Raw genomic sequence first — 19,313 nt, forward strand, 5'->3', positions numbered from 1 at the left:
TGCGCGCGTCAACGGTCCGTCAAACCCCATGTGGCCTGCGGAAACGGCGAGTTGACCAACCCGTCACTCTCATTGGCACAGACCTCTGGCGCCTCCCTGGTGAGAGCCTGACGCCCGCGTTTCACCGGTTCCGCCCGCGCACACGCGAAGGCCCGCGCCGTCCGGGACGACGCGGGCCTTCGGGAGCTCCGGCGGGCTACTGCTGCGGCGGGGGAGGAGGCGTCTGCCCCTGCTGCGGATATCCGTACCCGGGCTGGGCATGGGGCTGCGCATGGGGCTGCCCGGGCTGGGGGTAGGGCTGCCCCGGCTGCTGCTGCGGGAGCTGCCCGGGCTGCTGCGGGGGCACCTGCCCCGGCTGCTGCGGGTACGGCTGGCCGGGGTGCTGGGGGTAGGGCTGGCCGGGCTGCTGCGGATAGGCCTGGCCGGTCTGGGGGTGACCCGGCTGGGGCTGACCCGGCATCGGCTGCTGCTGGCCCGGCATCGGCGGGGCGGCGACCGGCGGCGGGTTGCCGTCGGACGTCCACAGGCCGTGCGACTGCTGGTGGCGGACGAAGTCCTCGGCGACCATCGCCGCGAGGTTGAAGTACGACTCCCGCACCTTCGGCCGCATCATGTCGAGGTCGACCTCCGCACCGGCGGACAGGTGCTCGTCGAAGGGGACCACGACGACGCCCCGGCACCGGGTCTGGAAGTGCCCCACGATGTCGTCGACCTTGATCATCTTGCCGGTCTCGCGGACTCCGGAGATGACCGTGATCGACCGGGACACCAAGTCGGCGTACCCGTGCGCGGACAGCCAGTCCAGCGTCGTACTGGCACTGCTCGCACCGTCCACGGAGGGCGTGGAGATGATGATCAGCTGGTCGGCGAGGTCGAGCACGCCGCGCATCGCGCTGTAGAGGAGCCCGGTGCCCGAGTCGGTGAGGATGACCGGGTACTGCTTGCCGAGCACGTCGATCGCGCGCCGGTAGTCCTCGTCGTTGAACGTGGTGGACACGGCCGGGTCGACGTCGTTGGCGATGATCTCGAGACCGGACGAGGCCTGCGAGGTGAACCGCCGGATGTCCATGTACGAGTTGAGGTGCGGGATCGCCTGCACGAGGTCACGGATGGTGGCCCCGGTCTCGCGGCGCACGCGGCGGCCGAGTGTGCCGGCGTCCGGGTTGGCGTCGATCGCGAGGATCTTGTCCTGCCGCTCGGTGGCGAGCGTGGAGCCGAGGGCGGTGGTGGTGGTCGTCTTGCCGACACCGCCCTTGAGGCTGATGACGGCGATGCGGTAGCAGGACAGCACCGGGGTGCGGATCAGATCCAGCTTCCGCTGCCGCTCGGCCTCCTCCTTCTTGCCGCCCAGCTTGAACCGCGAACCGCCGGCCGCCGGACGGCTGCTCTTCGCCTTCTGCCGCTTGTTGTTGAGCAGCCGGTCGGACGACAGCTCCACGGCCGCGGTGTACCCGAGCGGCGCGGCACCCGGGTTGGTGGGCTGACGCTGGTCGTGCTGCATGGGCTGCGGCCAGGCGGCCCCGAGCCGGGGGTCGACGGGCTGCTGCGGAGGCTGCGGGGCGTCCGGCTGCTGCGGGTACTGGTGCTGCGGCGCCGGCTGCTGGGGGTGCGGCTGGGGTGCCTGAGGCTGCTGGGGGATGTGGGGCTGCTGCGGTGCCTGGGGGTGCTGGTGCTGCTGCGGCTGGTAGTCGGGCTGACCGGGCTGGTTCGGCTGACCGGGCACACCGGGCTGGCCCGGCTGACCGGGCTGCATCGCCTGCGGCGGCTGGGGTGTCTGGGGTGGTGCCTGCGGTGCCTGGCCCGGCTGCGGCATCGGCTGGGCGGGCGGGACCTGCGGGGCGTAGCCCTGCGGGGTCGCCTGCGGCGCGACCGGCGGAACCTGAGCGGCGTCGGGCTGCGCCTGCCCGTGCGGTGCCTGCGGGAACCCGTAGGCACCGGGCTGGGCGGGGGAGGGCGGCTGGGGAGGCTGCGCGGCGGCCTGCGGGAAGCCGTAACCGCCGTCGGTCGCGGGAGTGGGAGCGCCGCCGGGCTGCTGGACCGGCGGCTGCGGTGCCGGAGGGGTGGCGCCGGGCTGCGGGAAGCCGTAGCCGCCATCGGTCGCGGGAGTGGGAGCGCCGCCGGGCTGCTGGACCGGCGGCTGCGGTGCGGGAGGCGTGGCGCCGGGCTGCGGGAAGCCGTAACCGGCCTGCGGAGCGGGCTGCGCGGGCGGCGGGTTCCACGCGGCGGGCGCCGGCTGCGGAGCCTGCGGCTGGAACGGCGGCTGCTGGGCCGGTACGGCGGGCTGCTCCGGGGCGCCGGGTGCCGGCTGCGCGGGCCACTGGTGGGCCGGGGCGGGTGCGGCCGGCGGGTACGACGGAGGCACCGGCGGCATCCCACCCTGTGCCGCGGGCGGCGCGTCCTCAGGGACGGCGTCCTGCGGGACGTCGTCCTCGGGAGCGGCATCGCCGGGCACGGAGTCCTCGGGCTCGTCCACCGCGGGGACGCTGTCCTCGGGCTCGGGCTCGGACACCTCGTCGGCGACCTCGCCGACAGCGGCGTCGTCCGTACCGTCCGTGTCCTCCTCGGCGTCGCCGGTCTCGGAACGCTCGGCGTCCTCGTCCTCCGGTTCCACGGCGTCGTCGTCGGTGTCCGTGCCGGCATCCGCGGCGGCGCGCTCGGCGATCTCCCGCTGGAGAGCGGCCGCGGAGAAGCGCATGGTCGCGCCGCTCTCAAGATCACCGTTGGCGGGCTCGGGCTCGGGCTCGGGCGCTGGCTCCGGCTCGGGCTGCGGTTCAGGCTCGGGCTGCGGCTCCGGTTCGGTTTCGGGCTCCGGCTCCGGAGCCGGCGGGGCAGCCGGCGCCTGGAGCTGGAACCCTCCGGCCGGGAAGCTCGGCACGGCCGTGGGGGAGCTGAAATCCGCACTCGGGGCGGGCGCGGGCGCGGCCTCCGGCGCCTGCACCTCCGGCTCGGGCTCAGGCGCCGACTCCGGTTCGGGCCGCGCCGACGGCTGCTGCGGCGGCTGCGGCTCGAACCCGCTCCCGACCGGCAGCCGCGGCACACCGGTCGGCCCCCCGGCAGGCGGCGCGGGCGGCGTGAAGGGCGCCCCGGGCCCGGGCGGCGGAGGCGGCGTGTACGGCGCACCCGGCGCGGGAGCCGGAACGGCGGAAGGCCCGCCGGCCGGCGCCGCGTGCGGCGGAGGCGTCAGCCCCGGCAACGGCGGAACCGGACCACGGGGAGCAGGCGGAGCGGAGGGCGAGGCCGGAGCGGCAGAATCGGAGGCACCGGACGAACCGGACGACGAACCGGCCCCCGCCCCCTCGTCCTCCTGCCCCGATTCACTGGACGCGTTCTGCGTGTACCAGGCGGGCGGCGCGTAGTCGATGGTGAACTCGCCGGTCGTCTCGATCGAGGACTCCGCGTCGGGCTGGTCATCGCCGGGTGTAGCCCAGCCCCCGCGGTTCCCGTCCCGGTCGCTGCTCACAGTTCCTCCTGGTGTGGTCGAGCACCCTCAAGCCGTGCTGGGGCGACCCTTGCTTGTCATTCGAAGTTGTCCAAGGCCGTTCGAGGTCGTCCGATGAACCGGCTCTTCCCCCTGAGACGCCGACGCCCCCTCCACGGGTTCTCGTGTCGCGCCCGACACCAGCCTAATCACCACGAGCCCCGCCCCGGCAGCCCCCGCCCTCCCTCGAAGTCCTGCCCATTGCGTCACAGTCGACTCGGAAGTGCCGCGGGCTTCATCTGATCGTCCCCGCACGGAGGATGACCCCGTCCGTCACCACCCGCTTCCAACGAGTGATCGTGAGCCCGGCATAGTTGGTACCGATCTCCGTCGTCCCGTCGCATGAATTCCTTGAGAACCGCCGGAATTCCCAGGAAGAGGAAGAGGCCCCGAGTGAGCTTCGGCCCGCCCCCGTCCATGCCCTCGGGCACCGCAACCGCAGCGGAGCCCACCGAGAGCCGGCATGGCCGCCACGACCCCGACGGCAGCGGCGGTGCAGGGGGGAAGGGCCGCCGGAAATCGCTGGTCGGGCTGCTCGCGGTGATCCTCGCCGGGGCATTGTGCACCGGCGGCTGGTTGCTGTGGGGACGCGGCAGCGGAGACTCCGAGGCGTCGGGCAAGTCGAGGGCTTCGGCCCCACAGGGCCCACTCGACGTCCGTGAGACCGACGAGAAGCGGCCCGCGAGCATCAACGGCAAGATGGCCTTCCGGTTCTCCGTGGACGACATGAAGCCCGGGGAACATGTGGAGATGCCCGGAATGTGGGCCACGGACCGCATCCTTGCCAAGGGCATCAACAAGACGCTCGTCGGCATGAGCATCGGCACCGACGCCGCGCCGGGCGACGAGAAGTGGCGGCTCGAACTCGACGGCCCGATCTGCGGTTACACACGCGATGTCACCGTCGACAACCGCACCGCCGTCCTCTTCCGGGCGAACGACTGGGCGGAGGAGGCCCTCTGCAACCAGGTCGCCTTCGTCGACCTCGACGACGGCCGCCTGCTGTGGCAGGACCGATTCCCTGTCTCCCAGTTGGGACGTGAGTCGGGCGACGCCACGGGCACCGACAAGGACCGGCCCGGCGTGGCCCTCGCGCACGGCACGGTCGCCGTCACCTGGGGCGGCGGCACCATCGGGTACGACATGAAGAACGGTGACACCCGGTGGTCCACGACGACCACCGCACCCTGTCAGGACATGGGCGTCGCCGGCGGCCGTGGACTGATCGTCCGGGAACGGTGCTGGAGCGGCGACGATCCCCTCTCTGTGGGAACCTGGCGTTCCACCACGTTCAAGCTGCGCAAGCTGGACCTGGCTACGGGCGCGGCCCTGTGGACGTATTCGGCCGCCGAGGGAGTCCGCAACCTCCACGTGCCCTCCGTCGAACCGGCGGTCGTCGCCGTCTCCGCCGGTGCCACCGGGATCACCGACCTCATCTCCCTCGACGACCAGGGCCGCAACCGTGCCACCATCAGTCTCCGCAACGGCGCCTATGTGGCCGACTGCTCGGACAGCGACTATCTCCTGATCGACGACTGCCCGACCATCGCCGTCGGACAGGACCAGGTCTTCATCCGCAGCAAGGACCAACTCGAGAAGCAGACGTCCAACTGGATCATCGGCTTCGACCTCGCCACGGGGGAGACCACCAAGAAGTTCGACTCCGGCCCGGGCGCCCTGCTCCACCCGGTGCGCATGAGCGGTGACCGGCTCCTCGCCCTGCGACTGAGCGACGACCACATCGCACCGAACGCACTCGTCGCCCTGGACCCGCGGACGGACGAGGAGGTGCCGTACCTCTACTTCGGCCTGCCCAGCGAGGCACAGCTGATGACGATGACGGACCAGAACGACATCGTCGTCCAGAACGGGCGCCTCTTCTTCGGCGTCAAGTCCGCGAACGGTCCCGCCGACGCCAAGACCAAGCAGTGGACCTACCTCGTGCTGGGCATCGGAAGCGGCGCGCCGCACACTTCCTGACGGGGCAGGCCGTCGATCTCACGGTTCACGTCACACGGCGTGACGACGTCCGTATCGTGAACTGCGACGGTGTGACTACAAGAAGTTACTGTCCGGGCCTTGTCCAGTCGTGTCCGGGCTTGTCGGGGCGGATGGCGCGGTAGTGCGGCGTTGAGACGATGCGGCACGACGGAGGGGCACGGGCATGGTGGCGGTCGACAGCGACGCGGGGCAGCTCAGGAGCGAAACGGACGAGCCGGGGTGGGAGGTCGACCCCGACGACGAGTGGGGCGTCGCGGTCATCGAGACAGTGGGGCGGCAGCTGAAGCTGCGGCGCGAGGCGGCGGGGATGCGGGCCCCTGACTTCGCGAAGGCTGTCGGGTACGGCGAGGACCTGGTCTACAAAATCGAGGGCGGGAAGCGGATTCCCCGTCCCGAGTACCTCGACAAGGCGGACGAACTGCTGGGGGCCGGCGGGCTGCTCGCGGCGATGAAGGAGGACGTGGCCAAGGTCCGGTACCCGAAGAGGGTGCGGGAGTTGGCGCAGTTGGAGGCCAAGGCGGTGGAAATCGGGCTGTACGTGGGCAGCAGCATCCCGGGTTTGCTCCAGACACCCGAGCACGCCCGTGCGTTGCTGGCGTGCTGGCAGCCCACCTACTCCGAAGAAGACCTGGAGCGCCGAGTGGCTGCTCGCATGGCCCGCCGGACGGTCTACGACCGGTGTCCCGCGCCCGCCCTCGGCTTCGTCCTGGAAGAGGCCACGCTCCGCCGCCGGGTCGGAGGCACAATGGTACGGCGGCAGCAGTTCGAACGCCTTCTGGAGGTGGGTCAGTTGGGCAACGTCACTCTTCAGGTGATGCCTATGGACAGCGGACCGCACTCCGGCATGGACGGCAGGATCGAGGTGCTGAAGTTCGCGGACGGGACGGCGGTGGGCCGCTCCGACGGCGCCTTCAACGGCCGTCCGATCCACGAGCCGAGGTTGCTGCGCATTCTCGAACTGCGGTATGGCACCATCCGGGCCCAGGCACTTCCACCGGGGGAGTCGCTGGCCCTCATCGAGCAACTGCTGGGAGAGACATGATCCGCAAGTCCACCGCCGGGGACGCCTCCGAACTGGCGTGGTTCAAGAGCAGCTACAGCGACGGCCCCGACGGTGACACCTGCGTCGAGATCGCCCACGCTCCCGGTGCCGTCCACATCCGGGACTCCAAGATCGCCGACGGCCCCCGTTTCGCGGTGGGCGGCGCGGCCTGGGTGGCCTTCATGACCCTCACCGTGTCCGACGTTGGCGCCGCGCGGGGTCGATGACACGTGCGGCAAAGAAGGGCGTGCCGCACACCGCGTGCCGCACGCCCCGCGTCCTACTCTGTGTCGCCCCCGGCGTCCCCCGCCGCCGGCTCCAGGTCGAACTCCCCGTCCCGCGCCCCGAGCACGAACGCCCGCCACTCCGCCTCCGTGTACCGCAGCACGGTGTCCGGGTCGAGCGACGACCGCATGGCCACGGCACCCTCGGGCAGGTAGGCGATCTCGACCCGCTCCTCGTGCTCCTCGGTGCCGGGCGCGCTGTGCCATTCGACGCCGGAGATGTCGAGGGCGTAGAGCTCGTCCCGCTCCCGGTCCTTGCGTGCTCGGAGTTCCTTGTCCTCGGCATCGGCCATCGCGGGTCCGGTCCTTCCTGCTGTGCCAACGAACTGTCCGGCTACCCTACTTGCTGCTCCTCTCCCGGCTCTGCGGTTCGCGCACGCTCTCATCAGGCAGGGAGTGATGGCCTTGTCGATTCCTTGACCTCTCGACTCCTCGAGATCTCGGCGTCTCGACTTCTTCAGCTGAAAGGCGTCCGCCGTGAGTTTCGGGCCCCCGCCCACCCCCTACAACCCACCCGGTCCGGACACCCGTTCCGGGCCACCGCCACGCGCTGGGCGCCGAAAGGCGGCCGCCGGCGTGGTCGCGGCCGTCGTGCTCGTGGCCCTGGCCACCGGGCTGTGGGCGTTCGGTCCGGGAGGGGGCGGCGGCGACTCCGCGTCGGCCGGGCGTCCGGTGGCCGCCCGCCAGGCACCGGACGACATCCGGGAGACCGTCGAGACACGGCCGCCGTCCCTGGAAGGCACTGCGGCCGTGTCGTACACGGAGACCCTCCGAACCGTCGGACAGAACGTCTCGGCGATGGGCACCTGGGCAACGGACAAGGTCTTCGCCAAGAGCTTCGGCAACGAGATCAAGGGCTTCCGGCTCGGCGGCTCCGAAGCGTCGAAGATCGCCTGGCGTCTCGCTCTCCCCGGCCCGCTCTGCGCGGTGACGCGCCACGTCAGCGCGGACGGCCGTACCGCCATCGCCTACGCAGGCGAAGGCGAAGGCGAAGGCGAAGACGCGGACGGCGGGCCGGACGCGGACCCGCTCACCCGTGCCTGCGACCGGCTCGCCGTGTTCGACATCGACACCGGTGAGAAGCTGTGGGACACGAAGCTCGCCGGCGCGGGCTCCTCCCTGGCCGTCAACGTGACGATGACGGACGGCACGGTCGTCGCCGCCTGGGGCCAGGGCTCGGCGGCGTACGAGCTGACCGGCGGGAAGCGGCTGTGGGCGGACACCGCGCCCTCGGCATGCGAGGACAAGGGCTTCGCCGGCGGCCGCGACCTTCTCGCCCTCCTCTCCTGCGGCGACTCGGCGGCCCCCACCTACCGCGTGGAGAAGATCGACCCGCGCACCGGCGACGCTCAGTGGACCTACCGGGTGGCGCGGGGTGTCAAGGACGTCTACCTGGTCTCCAGCTCACCTGCCGTCATCGCCGTGGCCGCCGGCGACTACGTGGTCACCGACCTGATCTCCCTCGACGAGCGGGGCAAGGGCCGCGCGACCATCCGGCTGGACCCCGACCACCAGGTCCTCGACTGCGACCGGACCTTCAGCGCCGTGGTGGAGAGCTGCGGCACGATCGTCGTCGGCGACGAGCGGCTCTACATCTCGGAGGAGGACCACATCGTCTCCTTCGACCTGGCCACCGGCCGGCCCGCGGAGAAGTTCGACGCTCCCGACGGCGGTGAGATGCACCCGCTCCGGATGAACGGGGAGCAGCTGATCGCCTTCCGCCCGGGCACCGGCCTCGCCCCCGACGCCGTCGTCGCCCTGGACCCGGACTCCCGCGAGGAGACCGTCCTGCTCCTCTTCGCCGGGGGACAGGAGGTCGCCACGCTCGCCGACCCCAAGCTGAACGACATCCTGTACGAGCACGGGCGCGTATTCTTCGCCGCGCGCAACGTCGCGGGCCCCGCCACCGAGGGCGAGGTCGGCGAGTTCGACCAGGTGGCGGTGGGCGTGGAGAGCGCCGGGTGAGCGGCGTACGAGCGCCCGACCAGGCCCGGAGCGCCCCGCCCCGGGCCGCGGGACGGGGCCTCCGTCCAGGCTGGTACGCTGTGTGACGGCCGTATGTGTACGCGCCCCCGGAGCCCGAGCCCTGGAGGTCGCGCCCAGCGGATCCCGCCTTCCGAGTTACGGAAGATCCCCCGAGACGTAGACCGGGGGCACTCGGTGGCCACACACAGACCAAGAGGAGTAGCGCGTGTCGCTCGACGCCGCAGTGAAGAAGCAGATCGTCTCCGAGTTCGGTACCAAGGAGGGCGACACCGGCTCCCCCGAGGTCCAGGTCGCGCTGCTGTCCCGTCGGATCTCCGACCTGACCGAGCACCTCAAGACCCACAAGCACGACCACCACTCCCGTCGTGGTCTGCTGATCCTGGTCGGCCAGCGCCGCCGGCTGCTGCAGTACCTCGCCAAGAAGGACATCCAGCGCTTCCGTGCGCTGGTCGAGCGCCTCGGCATCCGCCGCGGTGCGGCGGGCGCCAAGTAGGACGCCGTGAAGGGAGCGGTTCCCATTCGTTCGGGGGCCGCTCCCTTTGCTGTACGTGCGCGGTGTCGCCGGCCCTTTGTAGTGTGGTATCAGACACAACACCTACAGACGCAGCACGTACGACGTAGGACTCAACGAACGAAACGAGGAGAAGCGCGCTTCGCCGCCGCCGGTCCTCGGTAGTGGCCCCCGGGGGCAGAACCCCGGGTGCTTCGATCGAAGACCGGCCCGCATTGCACGGAGCGCTTCTCCGCGACGTCCCCCCGCCACACGGGCGGGGAGGGACGAAAGACGACAAGTAACGGAGAAGACACTAGTGGAGAACGAGACCCACTACGCCGAAGCCGTGATTGACAACGGCGCATTCGGCACCCGCACCATCCGCTTCGAGACGGGACGGCTGGCCAGGCAGGCCGCCGGTTCCGCCGTGGCGTACCTGGACGACGACACCATGGTGCTGTCGGCCACGAGCGCCTCCAAGAACCCCAAGGACCAGCTCGACTTCTTCCCGCTCACGGTGGACGTCGAGGAGCGGATGTACGCCGCCGGCAAGATCCCCGGCAGCTTCTTCCGCCGTGAGGGCCGCCCCTCCGAGGACGCCATCCTCACCTGCCGACTGATCGACCGCCCGCTGCGCCCGTCCTTCAAGAAGGGCCTGCGCAACGAGATCCAGGTCGTCGCCACGATCATGGCCCTCAACCCCGACCACCTGTACGACGTCGTGGCGATCAACGCCGCCTCCGCGTCCACGCAGCTGGCCGGCCTGCCCTTCTCCGGCCCGATCGGCGGCGTCCGCGTCGCGCTGATCCGCGGTCAGTGGGTGGCCTTCCCGACGCACACCGAGCTCGAGGACGCCGTCTTCGACATGGTCGTCGCGGGCCGCGCACTGGAGGACGGCGACGTCGCGATCATGATGGTCGAGGCCGAGGCCACCGAGAAGACCGTCAAGCTGGTCGAGGGCGGCGCCGAGGCGCCCACCGAGGAGGTCGTCGCCGCCGGTCTTGAGGCCGCGAAGCCCTTCATCAAGGTGCTGTGCCGCGCGCAGGCCGACCTCGCCGCGAAGGCCGCCAAGCCGACCGGCGAGTTCCCGGTCTTCCTGGACTACCAGGACGACGTCCTGGAGGCCCTCGCCGGCGCCGTCAAGCCCGAGCTGTCGCAGGCGCTCACCATCGCCGGCAAGCAGGAGCGCGAGGCCGAGCTGGACCGCGTCAAGACGCTCGCCGCCGAGAAGCTCCTCCCGGAGTTCGAGGGCCGCGAGAAGGAGATCTCCGCCGCGTACCGCTCCCTGACCAAGTCCCTGGTCCGTGAGCGCGTCATCAAGGAGAAGAAGCGCATCGACGGCCGCGGTGTCACCGACATCCGCACCCTGGCCGCCGAGGTCGAGGCCATCCCGCGCGTGCACGGTTCCGCGCTGTTCGAGCGTGGCGAGACCCAGATCCTGGGCGTCACCACCCTCAACATGCTCCGCATGGAGCAGCAGCTGGACACCCTCTCCCCGGTGACCCGCAAGCGCTACATGCACAACTACAACTTCCCGCCGTACTCCGTCGGCGAGACCGGCCGCGTCGGCTCCCCGAAGCGCCGCGAGATCGGCCACGGCGCCCTCGCCGAGCGCGCCATCGTGCCGGTGCTGCCGACGCGCGAGGAGTTCCCCTACGCGATCCGCCAGGTGTCCGAGGCCCTCGGCTCCAACGGCTCGACGTCCATGGGCTCGGTCTGCGCCTCCACCATGTCGCTGCTGAACGCCGGTGTGCCGCTGAAGGCCCCCGTCGCCGGTATCGCCATGGGCCTGATCTCCCAGGAGATCAACGGCGAGACGCACTACGTCGCCCTCACCGACATCCTCGGTGCGGAGGACGCCTTCGGCGACATGGACTTCAAGGTCGCCGGCACCAAGGAGTTCGTGACCGCCCTCCAGCTCGACACCAAGCTGGACGGCATCCCGGCCTCCGTCCTGGCCGCCGCCCTCAAGCAGGCCCGTGACGCCCGCCTCCACATCCTCGACGTGATGATGGAAGCGATCGACACGCCGGACGAGATGTCCCCCAACGCGCCGCGGATCATCACCGTGAAGATCCCGGTCGACAAGATCGGCGAGGTCATCGGCCCCAAGGGCAAGATGATCAACCAGATCCAGGAGGACACGGGCGCCGACATCACGATCGAGGACGACGGCACCATCTACATCGGTGCCGCCGACGGCCCGGCCGCCGAGGCCGCCCGCGCCACGATCAACGGCATCGCCAACCCGACCATGCCCGAGGTCGGCGAGCGCTACCTGGGCACGGTCGTGAAGACGACCACCTTCGGCGCGTTCGTCTCCCTGCTGCCCGGCAAGGACGGTCTGCTGCACATCTCGCAGATCCGCAAGCTGGCCGGCGGCAAGCGCGTGGAGAACGTCGAGGACGTCCTCGGTGTGGGCCAGAAGGTCCAGGTCGAGATCGCCGAGATCGACTCCCGCGGCAAGCTCTCCCTGATCCCCGTGGTCGAGGGCGAAGAAGCCAGCGAAGAGAAGAAGGACGACGGCGACAAGTGACGCCCCGTGGCTCCAAGGCGACGGCCCGCACCTCCTCGGAGGCGCGGGCCGTCGCCCGTACCCAAACCCTGATCAAGGGCGAGCACGGCACCGGCACGGTCCGCCGGACCACCCTCCCGGGCGGCCTGCGGATCGTCACCGAGACCCTGCCCTCGGTCCGCTCGGCGACCTTCGGCATCTGGGCCCACGTCGGCTCCCGCGACGAGACCCCGGCGCTGAACGGCGCCACCCACTACCTGGAGCACCTGCTCTTCAAGGGCACCCGCAAGCGCAGCGCCCTGGACATCTCCTCCGCCCTCGACGCCGTCGGCGGCGAGATGAACGCGTTCACGGCGAAGGAGTACACGTGCTACTACGCACGCGTGCTCGACACCGACCTGCCGCTCGCCATCGACGTCGTCTGCGACATGCTGACCGGCTCCCTGATCCAGGAGGAGGACGTCGACGTCGAGCGCGGCGCCATCCTCGAAGAGATCGCGATGACCGAGGACGACCCGGGCGACTGCGTGCACGACCTCTTCGCGCACACCATGTTCGGCGACAGCGCCCTCGGCCGTCCCGTCCTCGGCACCGTCGACACGGTCAACGCCCTCACCGCCGACCGCATCCGCCGCTTCTACAAGAAGCACTACGACCCCACCCACCTCGTGGTCGCCTGCGCCGGCAACGTCGACCACAACAAGGTCGTACGCCAGGTCCGCGCCGCCTTCGAGAAGGCCGGCGCCTTCCGGGAGCCGGTCGCCGAGCCCCTCGCCCCGCGCGACGGACGGCGCTCCATCCGCGCCGCGGGCCGCATGGAGCTGATCGGCCGCAGGACCGAGCAGGCCCACGTCATCCTCGGCATGCCAGGCCTGGCCCGCAGCGACGAGCGGCGCTGGGCGATGGGCGTGCTCAACACCGCCCTCGGCGGCGGCATGTCCTCGCGCCTGTTCCAGGAGGTCCGCGAGAAGCGCGGCCTCGCCTACAGCGTGTACTCCTACACCTCGGGCTTCGCCGACTGCGGCCTCTTCGGCGTCTACGCGGGCTGCCGGCCCTCACAGGTGCACGACGTGCTGAAGATCTGCCGCGACGAGCTGGACCACGTCGCCGAGCACGGCCTGACCGACGACGAGATCGGCCGCGCCGTCGGCCAGCTCCAGGGCTCCACGGTCCTCGGCCTGGAGGACACCGGTGCGCTGATGAACCGTATCGGCAAGAGCGAGCTGTGCTGGGGCGAGCAGATGTCCGTCGACGACATGCTGGCCCGGATAGCCTCGGTCACGCCGGACGACGTCCGCGCGGTCGCCCGCGACGTCCTGGGGCAGCGGCCCTCGCTGTCGGTCATCGGCCCGCTGAAGGACAAGCAGGCGTCCCGGCTGCACGACGCCGTCGCCTAACGATCCCCGGTAAGGATGCAAGAGACATGAGCAAGCTGCGCGTGGCCGTCCTCGGTGCCAAGGGCCGGATCGGCTCCGAGGCGGTACGGGCGGTCGAGGCCGCCGAGGACATGGAGCTGGTCGCCGCCCTCGGCCGGGGCGACAGCCTGGACACGCTGGCCGACACCGGCGCCCAGGTCGCCGTCGAGCTGACCACCCCCGCCTCGGTGATGGACAACCTCGACTACTGCGTACGCCACGGCATCCACGCCGCCGTCGGCACCACCGGCTGGACCGACGAACGCCTCGCGCGGCTGAACTCCTGGCTCGACGCCTCCCCGGAGACGGGCGTGCTCATCGCGCCCAACTTCTCCATCGGCGCCGTACTGACCATGAGGTTCGCGCAGCTCGCCGCCCCGTACTTCGAGTCCGTCGAGGTCGTCGAGCTGCACCACCCGAACAAGGTGGACGCCCCCAGCGGCACCGCCACCCGCACCGCCCAGCTGATCGCCGAGGCGCGGCAGAAGGCAGGCTCCGCACCGGCGCCCGACGCCACTGCCACCGCCCTGGACGGCGCCCGCGGCGCGGACGTCGACGGCGTCCCGGTCCACGCGATCCGCCTGCGCGGCCTCCTCGCCCACCAGGAGGTCCTGCTCGGCGGCGAGGGGGAGACCCTCACCGTCCGGCACGACTCCCTGCACCACAGCAGCTTCATGCCGGGCATCCTGCTGGGCGCCCGCCGGGTGGTCACCACGCCGGGCCTCACCTTCGGCCTGGAACACTTCCTGGACCTGAACTGAGACCCGAACCGAGCCCGAACTGAGCCCCGAACCGAGCCCCTGACCCCATGCGCGCGAAGATCTCCTACCTCGTCACGGCCGCCGTCCTGGTCTTCTACTTCGTCCTGGTCGGCAGCCGCGGTGTGATGCTCATCGAGACCGGCACACCCCTCACCGTCACCTTCGGCGTCGCGGTGCTGATCCTGCCGGTCATCGGCCTGTGGTTCCTGTGGAAGAACACCCAGTTCGTTCGCAAGGCCAACCAGCTCGCCGCCGAACTCGACGCCGAGGGCGGCCTGCCCCTCGACGAGCTGAAGCGCACCCCCAGCGGCCGCGTCGACCGGGACTCCGCCGACGAGGTCTTCGCCCTGCGCAAGGCCGAGACGGAGGACGCCCCGGGCGACTGGCGCAGCTGGTTCCGCCTCGCCGTCGCCTACCACGACGCCCGCGACACCCCGCGGGCCCGCAAGGCGATGCAGCGGGCGATCGCCCTCCACGACGGCAAGCCCGTCCAGGCGGCCTGAACCTCTACGCGGCTCAGGCCGGCCGGTACTCGGCGGCCCACGCCTCCACGGCGTCGGCCGCCCGGTCGAAGGCACCCTCGCGGGCGAGGAAGTCGGAGTTGTGCGTGGTCAGCAGGGGCGGCAGCGGGTCCGTGGACCGGCCCTGCCGGACGAGGAGCAGCGCCTGCCCCTGCACCGTGCGGGGCAGCCCGAGCCAGCGCACCGGCTGCTGCACCGTGCGCATGCTGGCGACCTGCTGCCAGGCCACGGTGCGGGTGCTGAGGAAACCCACCTGACGCACTCCGTGCGCGCTCACCCACACGCCCATGCGCAGCATCCGCAGGGCGCAGGCGATGACGACGGCCGCGATGCCGAAGACCACGCCGGCCGAGGACAGCGTGCCCGTCGCGGCGATGATCACCGCCGCGAACAGCACGAACGAGGCGAGCAGCAGCATGATCGCAGCCGCTCCCACCCGCCAGGGCCCCGGCCGGTAGGGCCGACGCCACAGGTCGCGGTCGTCGTACGGCAGCGCGACGTCGTCGGCCGCGTCGAAGGCGCGGTCGGCCGTCAGGAAGGGCAGGGGCACGGCTGGTCCTCACTCGTTCCATGGCAAGTGCTGTGCCCGGTGAGGCTACCGACCTGTGTCTGCGGTCACCACTCTCGGGGGTCCGGACGGGAGGTCGACCCGACCGTCCCCCGGCCCGTCTAGCGTCCCTCGGACGCCTGTGACGGCTGTTTGTGCGGCGAGGGCTGGTCGGTCGACAGGGCGGGCATCCCGATCAGCAGGGAGCCCGCGATTCCGGCGACGACGGTGAGACCGAGCAGCCAGCGTCCGGCCTGCTGGCCGAAGGACGCCCGCTCGCGGGGAGGGGGTGTGACATTGCTGCGGAACCTGTCGGCTTCGGCGACGAAGGCGAACGGCACGGGTTCACGCCGGCGGATCATGTAGCTGCGTCTCCTTTCGGGGACTGAGTGCTTCGCTGTTACTCATACAGACGAACGAACGCCCCCACAGGTGCCCTGTTTCACCGACTTCATTGCGGCACGGCAGTGAAAGCCCGATTCCGAGGGGGCCGTAGAGTGGCCCCGCCAAACGACGAGCTGGGAAGGCCCTCCACACCGTGACCGACACACCCCCCGACGATTCCAAGATCGAACTCCGCGGCGACGTCACCGTCGAGCTGGTCAAGAGCAGCGCGACCGACTCCGACGTGCTGTTCGCCGCCCGTGTCTCCACCGTCGGGGAGCAGTCCCTGGCGGAGCTGGACAAGGACCCGGAGCGCTCCAAGGGCCTGATCAACTACCTCATGCGGGACCGGCACGGCAGCCCGTTCGAGCACAACTCGATGACCTTCTTCATCAGCGCCCCGATCTTCGTCTTCCGCGAGTTCATGCGGCACCGCGTCGGCTGGTCGTACAACGAGGAATCCGGCCGCTACCGCGAGCTCCAGCCGGTCTTCTACGTCCCGGACACCTCCCGCAAGCTGGTCCAGCAGGGCCGCCCCGGCAAGTACGTCTTCGTCGAGGGCAGCCCGGAGCAGTACGAGCTGGTGGGCGGCGCCATGGAGGACTCCTACCGCCAGGCGTACGCGACGTACCAGCGGATGCTCGCCGCCGGCGTCGCCCGCGAGGTGGCCCGCGCGGTGCTCCCCGTCGGCCTGTACTCCTCGATGTACGCCACCTGCAACGCCCGCTCGCTGATGCACTTCCTTGGCCTGCGCACCCAGCACGAGCTGGCGAAGGTGCCCTCCTTCCCGCAGCGGGAGATCGAGATGGTCGGCGAGAAGATGGAGGCGGAGTGGGCCCGGCTCATGCCCCTCACCCACGCCGCCTTCAACGCCAACGGCCGCGTGGCGCCGTAGCGCGTCCCGAAGCCGGGCACACATGTGCGCATCAGCCGTGCGAAGTGTCCGTATTGCGGCGTTTGGAGAAGTTCATCTAGCCTGATCAAAGGGACCCGGCACTGCTTGAACCCCCGAGCAGGCAGTGCCGGGCTCCACATTCCTCTCGACAGGCCCTAAGGCAGACCCCGCCCTGAGCAACGAGTAGCGTGTAACCCATGGCTCCGACCTCCACTCCGCAGACCCCCTTCGGGCGGGTCCTCACCGCCATGGTCACGCCCTTCACGGCGGACGGCGCACTCGACCTCGACGGCGCCCAGCGGCTCGCCGCCCACCTGGTGGACGCAGGCAACGACGGCCTGATCGTCAACGGCACCACCGGCGAGTCCCCCACCACCAGCGACGCGGAGAAAGCGGACCTCGTACGAGCCGTACTGGAGGCGGTCGGAGACCGGGCCCACGTCGTCGCCGGCGTCGGGACCAACAACACCCAGCACAGTATCGAGCTGGCCCGCGCCGCCGAGCGCGTCGGAGCGCACGGCCTCCTGCTGGTCACGCCGTACTACAACAAGCCCCCGCAGGAGGGCCTCTACCTGCACTTCACGGCGATCACCGACGCCGCCGAGCTGCCGGTCATGCTCTACGACATCCCCGGCCGCAGCGGCGTCCCGATCAACACCGAGACGCTGGTCCGCCTCGCGGAGCACCCTCGGATCGTCGCGAACAAGGACGCCAAGGGCGACCTCGGCCGCGCCAGCTGGGCCATCGCACGCTCCGGCCTCGCCTGGTACTCCGGCGACGACATGCTGAACCTGCCGCTGCTCTCCGTGGGCGCGGTCGGCTTCGTCTCCGTCGTCGGCCACGTCGTCACCCCGGAACTGCGCGCCATGGTGGACGCGCACGTCGCCGGTGACGTACAGAAGGCACTGGAGATCCACCAGAAGCTGCTCCCGGTCTACACCGGCATGTTCCGCACCCAGGGCGTCATGACCGCCAAGGCCGCGCTCGCCCTCCAGGGACTGCCCGCGGGGCCGCTGCGCGCGCCGATGGTCGGCCTCACGCCCGAGGAGACCGACCAGCTCAAGATCGATCTTGCCGCCGGCGGGGTACAGCTCTGACAACAGACTTCGCACCACCGCACGGCCGCACGGACTTCACAACTGAATAGGCGGGCCACCGGTGCCCGCACCCCATACGACAACTGCTTCTGCACGAACGTCACGCGCGCCACGTGCCCACCGGTACGTGGCGCGTGTGGTGAGGAGAGTCTTTTGAGTCATCCGCATCCTGAACTGGGCCGGCCCCCGGCGCTCGCGAAGGGCGGCCTCCGGGTCACCCCGCTCGGCGGCCTGGGCGAAATCGGCCGCAACATGACGGTCTTCGAGTACGGCGGCCGTCTGCTGATCGTCGACTGCGGAGTGCTCTTCCCCGAGGAGGAGCAGCCCGGAATCGACCTGATCCTGCCGGACTTCTCGTCCATCCGGGACCGCCTCGACGACATCGAGGGCATCGTCCTCACCCATGGGCACGAGGACCACATCGGCGGCGTCCCCTTCCTCCTGCGCGAGAAGCCGGACATCCCGCTGATCGGCTCCAAGCTGACCCTCGCCCTCATCGAGGCCAAGCTCCAGGAACACCGCATCCGCCCGTACACCCTCGAGGTGGCGGAGGGGCACCGCGAACGCGTCGGCCCCTTCGACTGCGAGTTCGTCGCGGTCAACCACTCCATCCCGGACGCGCTGGCCGTGGCCATCCGCACCCCTGCGGGCATGGTCGTCCACACCGGCGACTTCAAGATGGACCAGCTCCCGCTGGACGGCCGCCTCACGGACCTGCACGCGTTCGCGCGCCTCAGCGAGGAGGGCATCGACCTCCTCCTGTCCGACTCGACGAACGCCGAGGTCCCGGGCTTCGTCCCGCCGGAGCGGGACATCTCCAACGTCCTGCGCCAGGTCTTCGCCGGCGCCCGCAAGCGGATCATCGTGGCGAGCTTCGCCAGCCACGTCCACCGCATCCAGCAGATCCTGGACGCGGCGCACGAATACGGCCGCCGGGTCGCCTTCGTCGGCCGCTCCATGGTCCGCAACATGGGCATCGCCCGGGACCTCGGCTACCTCAAGGTGCCGCCGGGCCTCGTCGTGGACGTCAAGACCCTCGACGACCTGCCGGACAGCGAAGTGGTCCTGGTCTGCACCGGGTCCCAGGGCGAACCGATGGCCGCGCTGTCCCGCATGGCCAACCGGGACCACCAGATCCGCATCGTCAACGGCGACACGGTGATCCTGGCCTCGTCCCTCATCCCGGGCAACGAGAACGCGGTCTACCGCGTGATCAACGGCCTGACCCGCTGGGGAGCGAACGTCGTCCACAAGGGCAACGCCAAGGTCCACGTCTCGGGCCACGCCTCGGCCGGCGAGCTGCTGTACTTCTACAACATCTGCCGCCCGAAGAACCTGATGCCGGTCCACGGCGAATGGCGCCACCTGCGCGCCAACGCCGAACTGGGCGCCCTCACCGGCGTCCCGCACGACCGCATCGTCATCGCCGAGGACGGCGTCGTCGTCGACCTCGTCGAGGGCAAGGCGAAGATCTCCGGCAAGGTCCAGGCGGGATACGTCTACGTCGACGGCCTCTCCGTCGGCGACGTCGGCGAGCCGGCCCTCAAGGACCGCAAGATCCTCGGTGACGAGGGCATCATCTCGGTCTTCGTGGTCATCGACTCGTCCACCGGCAAGATCACCGCTGGTCCGCATGTCCAGGCCCGCGGCTCGGGCATCGAGGACTCCGCGTTCGCCGCGGTGCTCCCCAAGGTGACGGAAGTACTGGAGCGCTCGGCCCAGGACGGGGTCGTCGAGCCCCACCAGCTCCAGCAGCTGGTGCGCCGGACTCTCGGCAAGTGGGTCTCGGACACGTACCGGCGCCGGCCGATGATCCTCCCTGTCGTGGTGGACGTCTGACGGTCCGTCGGATCTCCGGCAGCGTCAACCTGGAGCCGGGCGCCTCGATTTGCAT

General features: G+C 70.6%; 16 protein-coding genes. 12 read left to right on the forward strand and 4 right to left on the reverse strand.

What is annotated here, in order from left to right:
- Window positions 1-196: 196 nt before the first annotated feature.
- On the reverse strand, window positions 197-3,460 hold the full coding sequence (locus ACFC1X_RS28215; RefSeq protein WP_376358463.1) for an SCO5717 family growth-regulating ATPase: 3,264 nt from the start codon (window positions 3,458-3,460) through the stop codon (window positions 197-199).
- Between the two features lie 411 nt (window positions 3,461-3,871).
- Here ACFC1X_RS28215 and ACFC1X_RS28220 point away from each other — a divergent pair, with 411 nt between their 5' ends.
- The 3 genes from ACFC1X_RS28220 (at window position 3,872) to ACFC1X_RS28230 (ending at window position 6,748) form a co-directional block, all read left to right on the forward strand.
- Window positions 3,872-5,458, forward strand: coding sequence for a PQQ-binding-like beta-propeller repeat protein (locus ACFC1X_RS28220; RefSeq protein ID WP_376358466.1), 1,587 nt, complete (start codon window positions 3,872-3,874; stop codon window positions 5,456-5,458).
- 184 nt (window positions 5,459-5,642) lie between these two features.
- On the forward strand, window positions 5,643-6,521 hold the full coding sequence (locus ACFC1X_RS28225; RefSeq protein ID WP_376358469.1) for a helix-turn-helix domain-containing protein: 879 nt from the start codon (window positions 5,643-5,645) through the stop codon (window positions 6,519-6,521).
- A complete protein-coding gene (locus ACFC1X_RS28230; protein ID WP_376358472.1) occupies window positions 6,518-6,748 on the forward strand; it encodes a DUF397 domain-containing protein in 231 nt (76 codons plus the stop codon). Before ACFC1X_RS28225 ends, ACFC1X_RS28230 begins: the two co-directional genes overlap by 4 nt.
- A gap of 53 nt (window positions 6,749-6,801) precedes the next feature.
- Here ACFC1X_RS28230 and ACFC1X_RS28235 read toward each other — a convergent pair whose 3' ends face one another.
- Window positions 6,802-7,098 carry a DUF397 domain-containing protein gene (locus ACFC1X_RS28235; protein ID WP_376358475.1) on the reverse strand — a complete coding sequence of 99 codons (297 nt, stop codon included), beginning with the start codon at window positions 7,096-7,098 and terminating at the stop codon, window positions 6,802-6,804.
- A 283-nt stretch (window positions 7,099-7,381) separates the two neighbouring features.
- Between ACFC1X_RS28235 and ACFC1X_RS28240 the strand changes: the two genes are divergently transcribed.
- The 6 genes from ACFC1X_RS28240 to ACFC1X_RS28265 all read left to right on the forward strand — a co-directional run bounded on the left by ACFC1X_RS28240 (window position 7,382) and on the right by ACFC1X_RS28265 (window position 14,478).
- Window positions 7,382-8,770 (forward strand): PQQ-binding-like beta-propeller repeat protein, encoded by a 1,389-nt coding sequence (locus ACFC1X_RS28240; RefSeq protein ID WP_376358478.1) that lies wholly within the window; start codon window positions 7,382-7,384, stop codon window positions 8,768-8,770.
- A 226-nt stretch (window positions 8,771-8,996) separates the two neighbouring features.
- The gene (rpsO, locus tag ACFC1X_RS28245; RefSeq protein ID WP_064730122.1) at window positions 8,997-9,284 is read left to right on the forward strand and encodes a 30S ribosomal protein S15; all 288 of its coding nucleotides are present in this window, start codon (window positions 8,997-8,999) and stop codon (window positions 9,282-9,284) included.
- A 316-nt stretch (window positions 9,285-9,600) separates the two neighbouring features.
- Window positions 9,601-11,820 carry a polyribonucleotide nucleotidyltransferase gene (locus tag ACFC1X_RS28250; RefSeq protein WP_376358482.1) on the forward strand — a complete coding sequence of 740 codons (2,220 nt, stop codon included), beginning with the start codon at window positions 9,601-9,603 and terminating at the stop codon, window positions 11,818-11,820.
- On the forward strand, window positions 11,817-13,196 hold the full coding sequence (locus ACFC1X_RS28255) for a M16 family metallopeptidase (protein WP_376358484.1): 1,380 nt from the start codon (window positions 11,817-11,819) through the stop codon (window positions 13,194-13,196). Before ACFC1X_RS28250 ends, ACFC1X_RS28255 begins: the two co-directional genes overlap by 4 nt.
- A 26-nt stretch (window positions 13,197-13,222) precedes the next feature.
- Window positions 13,223-13,975 (forward strand): 4-hydroxy-tetrahydrodipicolinate reductase, encoded by a 753-nt coding sequence (gene dapB, locus ACFC1X_RS28260; protein WP_376358487.1) that lies wholly within the window; start codon window positions 13,223-13,225, stop codon window positions 13,973-13,975.
- A gap of 47 nt (window positions 13,976-14,022) precedes the next feature.
- Window positions 14,023-14,478, forward strand: a complete 456-nt coding sequence (locus tag ACFC1X_RS28265; protein WP_376358490.1) for a hypothetical protein — start codon at window positions 14,023-14,025, stop codon at window positions 14,476-14,478.
- A 13-nt stretch (window positions 14,479-14,491) separates the two neighbouring features.
- Here the strand turns inward: ACFC1X_RS28265 and ACFC1X_RS28270 are convergent, their stop codons facing one another.
- Together ACFC1X_RS28270 and ACFC1X_RS28275 are read right to left on the reverse strand one after the other, a co-directional pair.
- Window positions 14,492-15,046 carry a hypothetical protein gene (locus ACFC1X_RS28270; RefSeq protein WP_376358493.1) on the reverse strand — a complete coding sequence of 185 codons (555 nt, stop codon included), beginning with the start codon at window positions 15,044-15,046 and terminating at the stop codon, window positions 14,492-14,494.
- A gap of 119 nt (window positions 15,047-15,165) precedes the next feature.
- A complete protein-coding gene (locus ACFC1X_RS28275) occupies window positions 15,166-15,405 on the reverse strand; it encodes a hypothetical protein (RefSeq protein ID WP_125492860.1) in 240 nt (79 codons plus the stop codon).
- 176 nt (window positions 15,406-15,581) lie between these two features.
- Between ACFC1X_RS28275 and thyX the strand changes: the two genes are divergently transcribed.
- The 3 genes from thyX to ACFC1X_RS28290 all read left to right on the forward strand — a co-directional run bounded on the left by thyX (window position 15,582) and on the right by ACFC1X_RS28290 (window position 19,258).
- Window positions 15,582-16,322 (forward strand): FAD-dependent thymidylate synthase, encoded by a 741-nt coding sequence (gene thyX, locus ACFC1X_RS28280; protein WP_376358495.1) that lies wholly within the window; start codon window positions 15,582-15,584, stop codon window positions 16,320-16,322.
- A gap of 197 nt (window positions 16,323-16,519) precedes the next feature.
- On the forward strand, window positions 16,520-17,419 hold the full coding sequence (gene dapA, locus ACFC1X_RS28285) for a 4-hydroxy-tetrahydrodipicolinate synthase (RefSeq protein WP_376358497.1): 900 nt from the start codon (window positions 16,520-16,522) through the stop codon (window positions 17,417-17,419).
- Window positions 17,420-17,572: 153 nt separating this feature from the next.
- Window positions 17,573-19,258 (forward strand): ribonuclease J, encoded by a 1,686-nt coding sequence (locus tag ACFC1X_RS28290; protein WP_376358500.1) that lies wholly within the window; start codon window positions 17,573-17,575, stop codon window positions 19,256-19,258.
- Window positions 19,259-19,313 lie beyond the last annotated feature (55 nt).

The organism is Streptomyces sp. NPDC056128 (assembly GCF_042263835.1).
In the GTDB taxonomy this organism is placed as follows: domain Bacteria; phylum Actinomycetota; class Actinomycetes; order Streptomycetales; family Streptomycetaceae; genus Streptomyces.

Coding starts and splice junctions, on each gene's coding strand:
- dapB (WP_376358487.1), top strand. CDS start 13,223: ATGAGCAAGCTGCGCGTGGCCGTCCTCGGTGCCAAGGGCCGGATCGGC.
- ACFC1X_RS28275 (WP_125492860.1), bottom strand. CDS start 15,405: ATGATCCGCCGGCGTGAACCCGTGCCGTTCGCCTTCGTCGCCGAAGCC.
- ACFC1X_RS28225 (WP_376358469.1), top strand. CDS start 5,643: ATGGTGGCGGTCGACAGCGACGCGGGGCAGCTCAGGAGCGAAACGGAC.
- ACFC1X_RS28235 (WP_376358475.1), bottom strand. CDS start 7,098: ATGGCCGATGCCGAGGACAAGGAACTCCGAGCACGCAAGGACCGGGAG.
- ACFC1X_RS28230 (WP_376358472.1), top strand. CDS start 6,518: ATGATCCGCAAGTCCACCGCCGGGGACGCCTCCGAACTGGCGTGGTTC.
- dapA (WP_376358497.1), top strand. CDS start 16,520: ATGGCTCCGACCTCCACTCCGCAGACCCCCTTCGGGCGGGTCCTCACC.
- ACFC1X_RS28265 (WP_376358490.1), top strand. CDS start 14,023: ATGCGCGCGAAGATCTCCTACCTCGTCACGGCCGCCGTCCTGGTCTTC.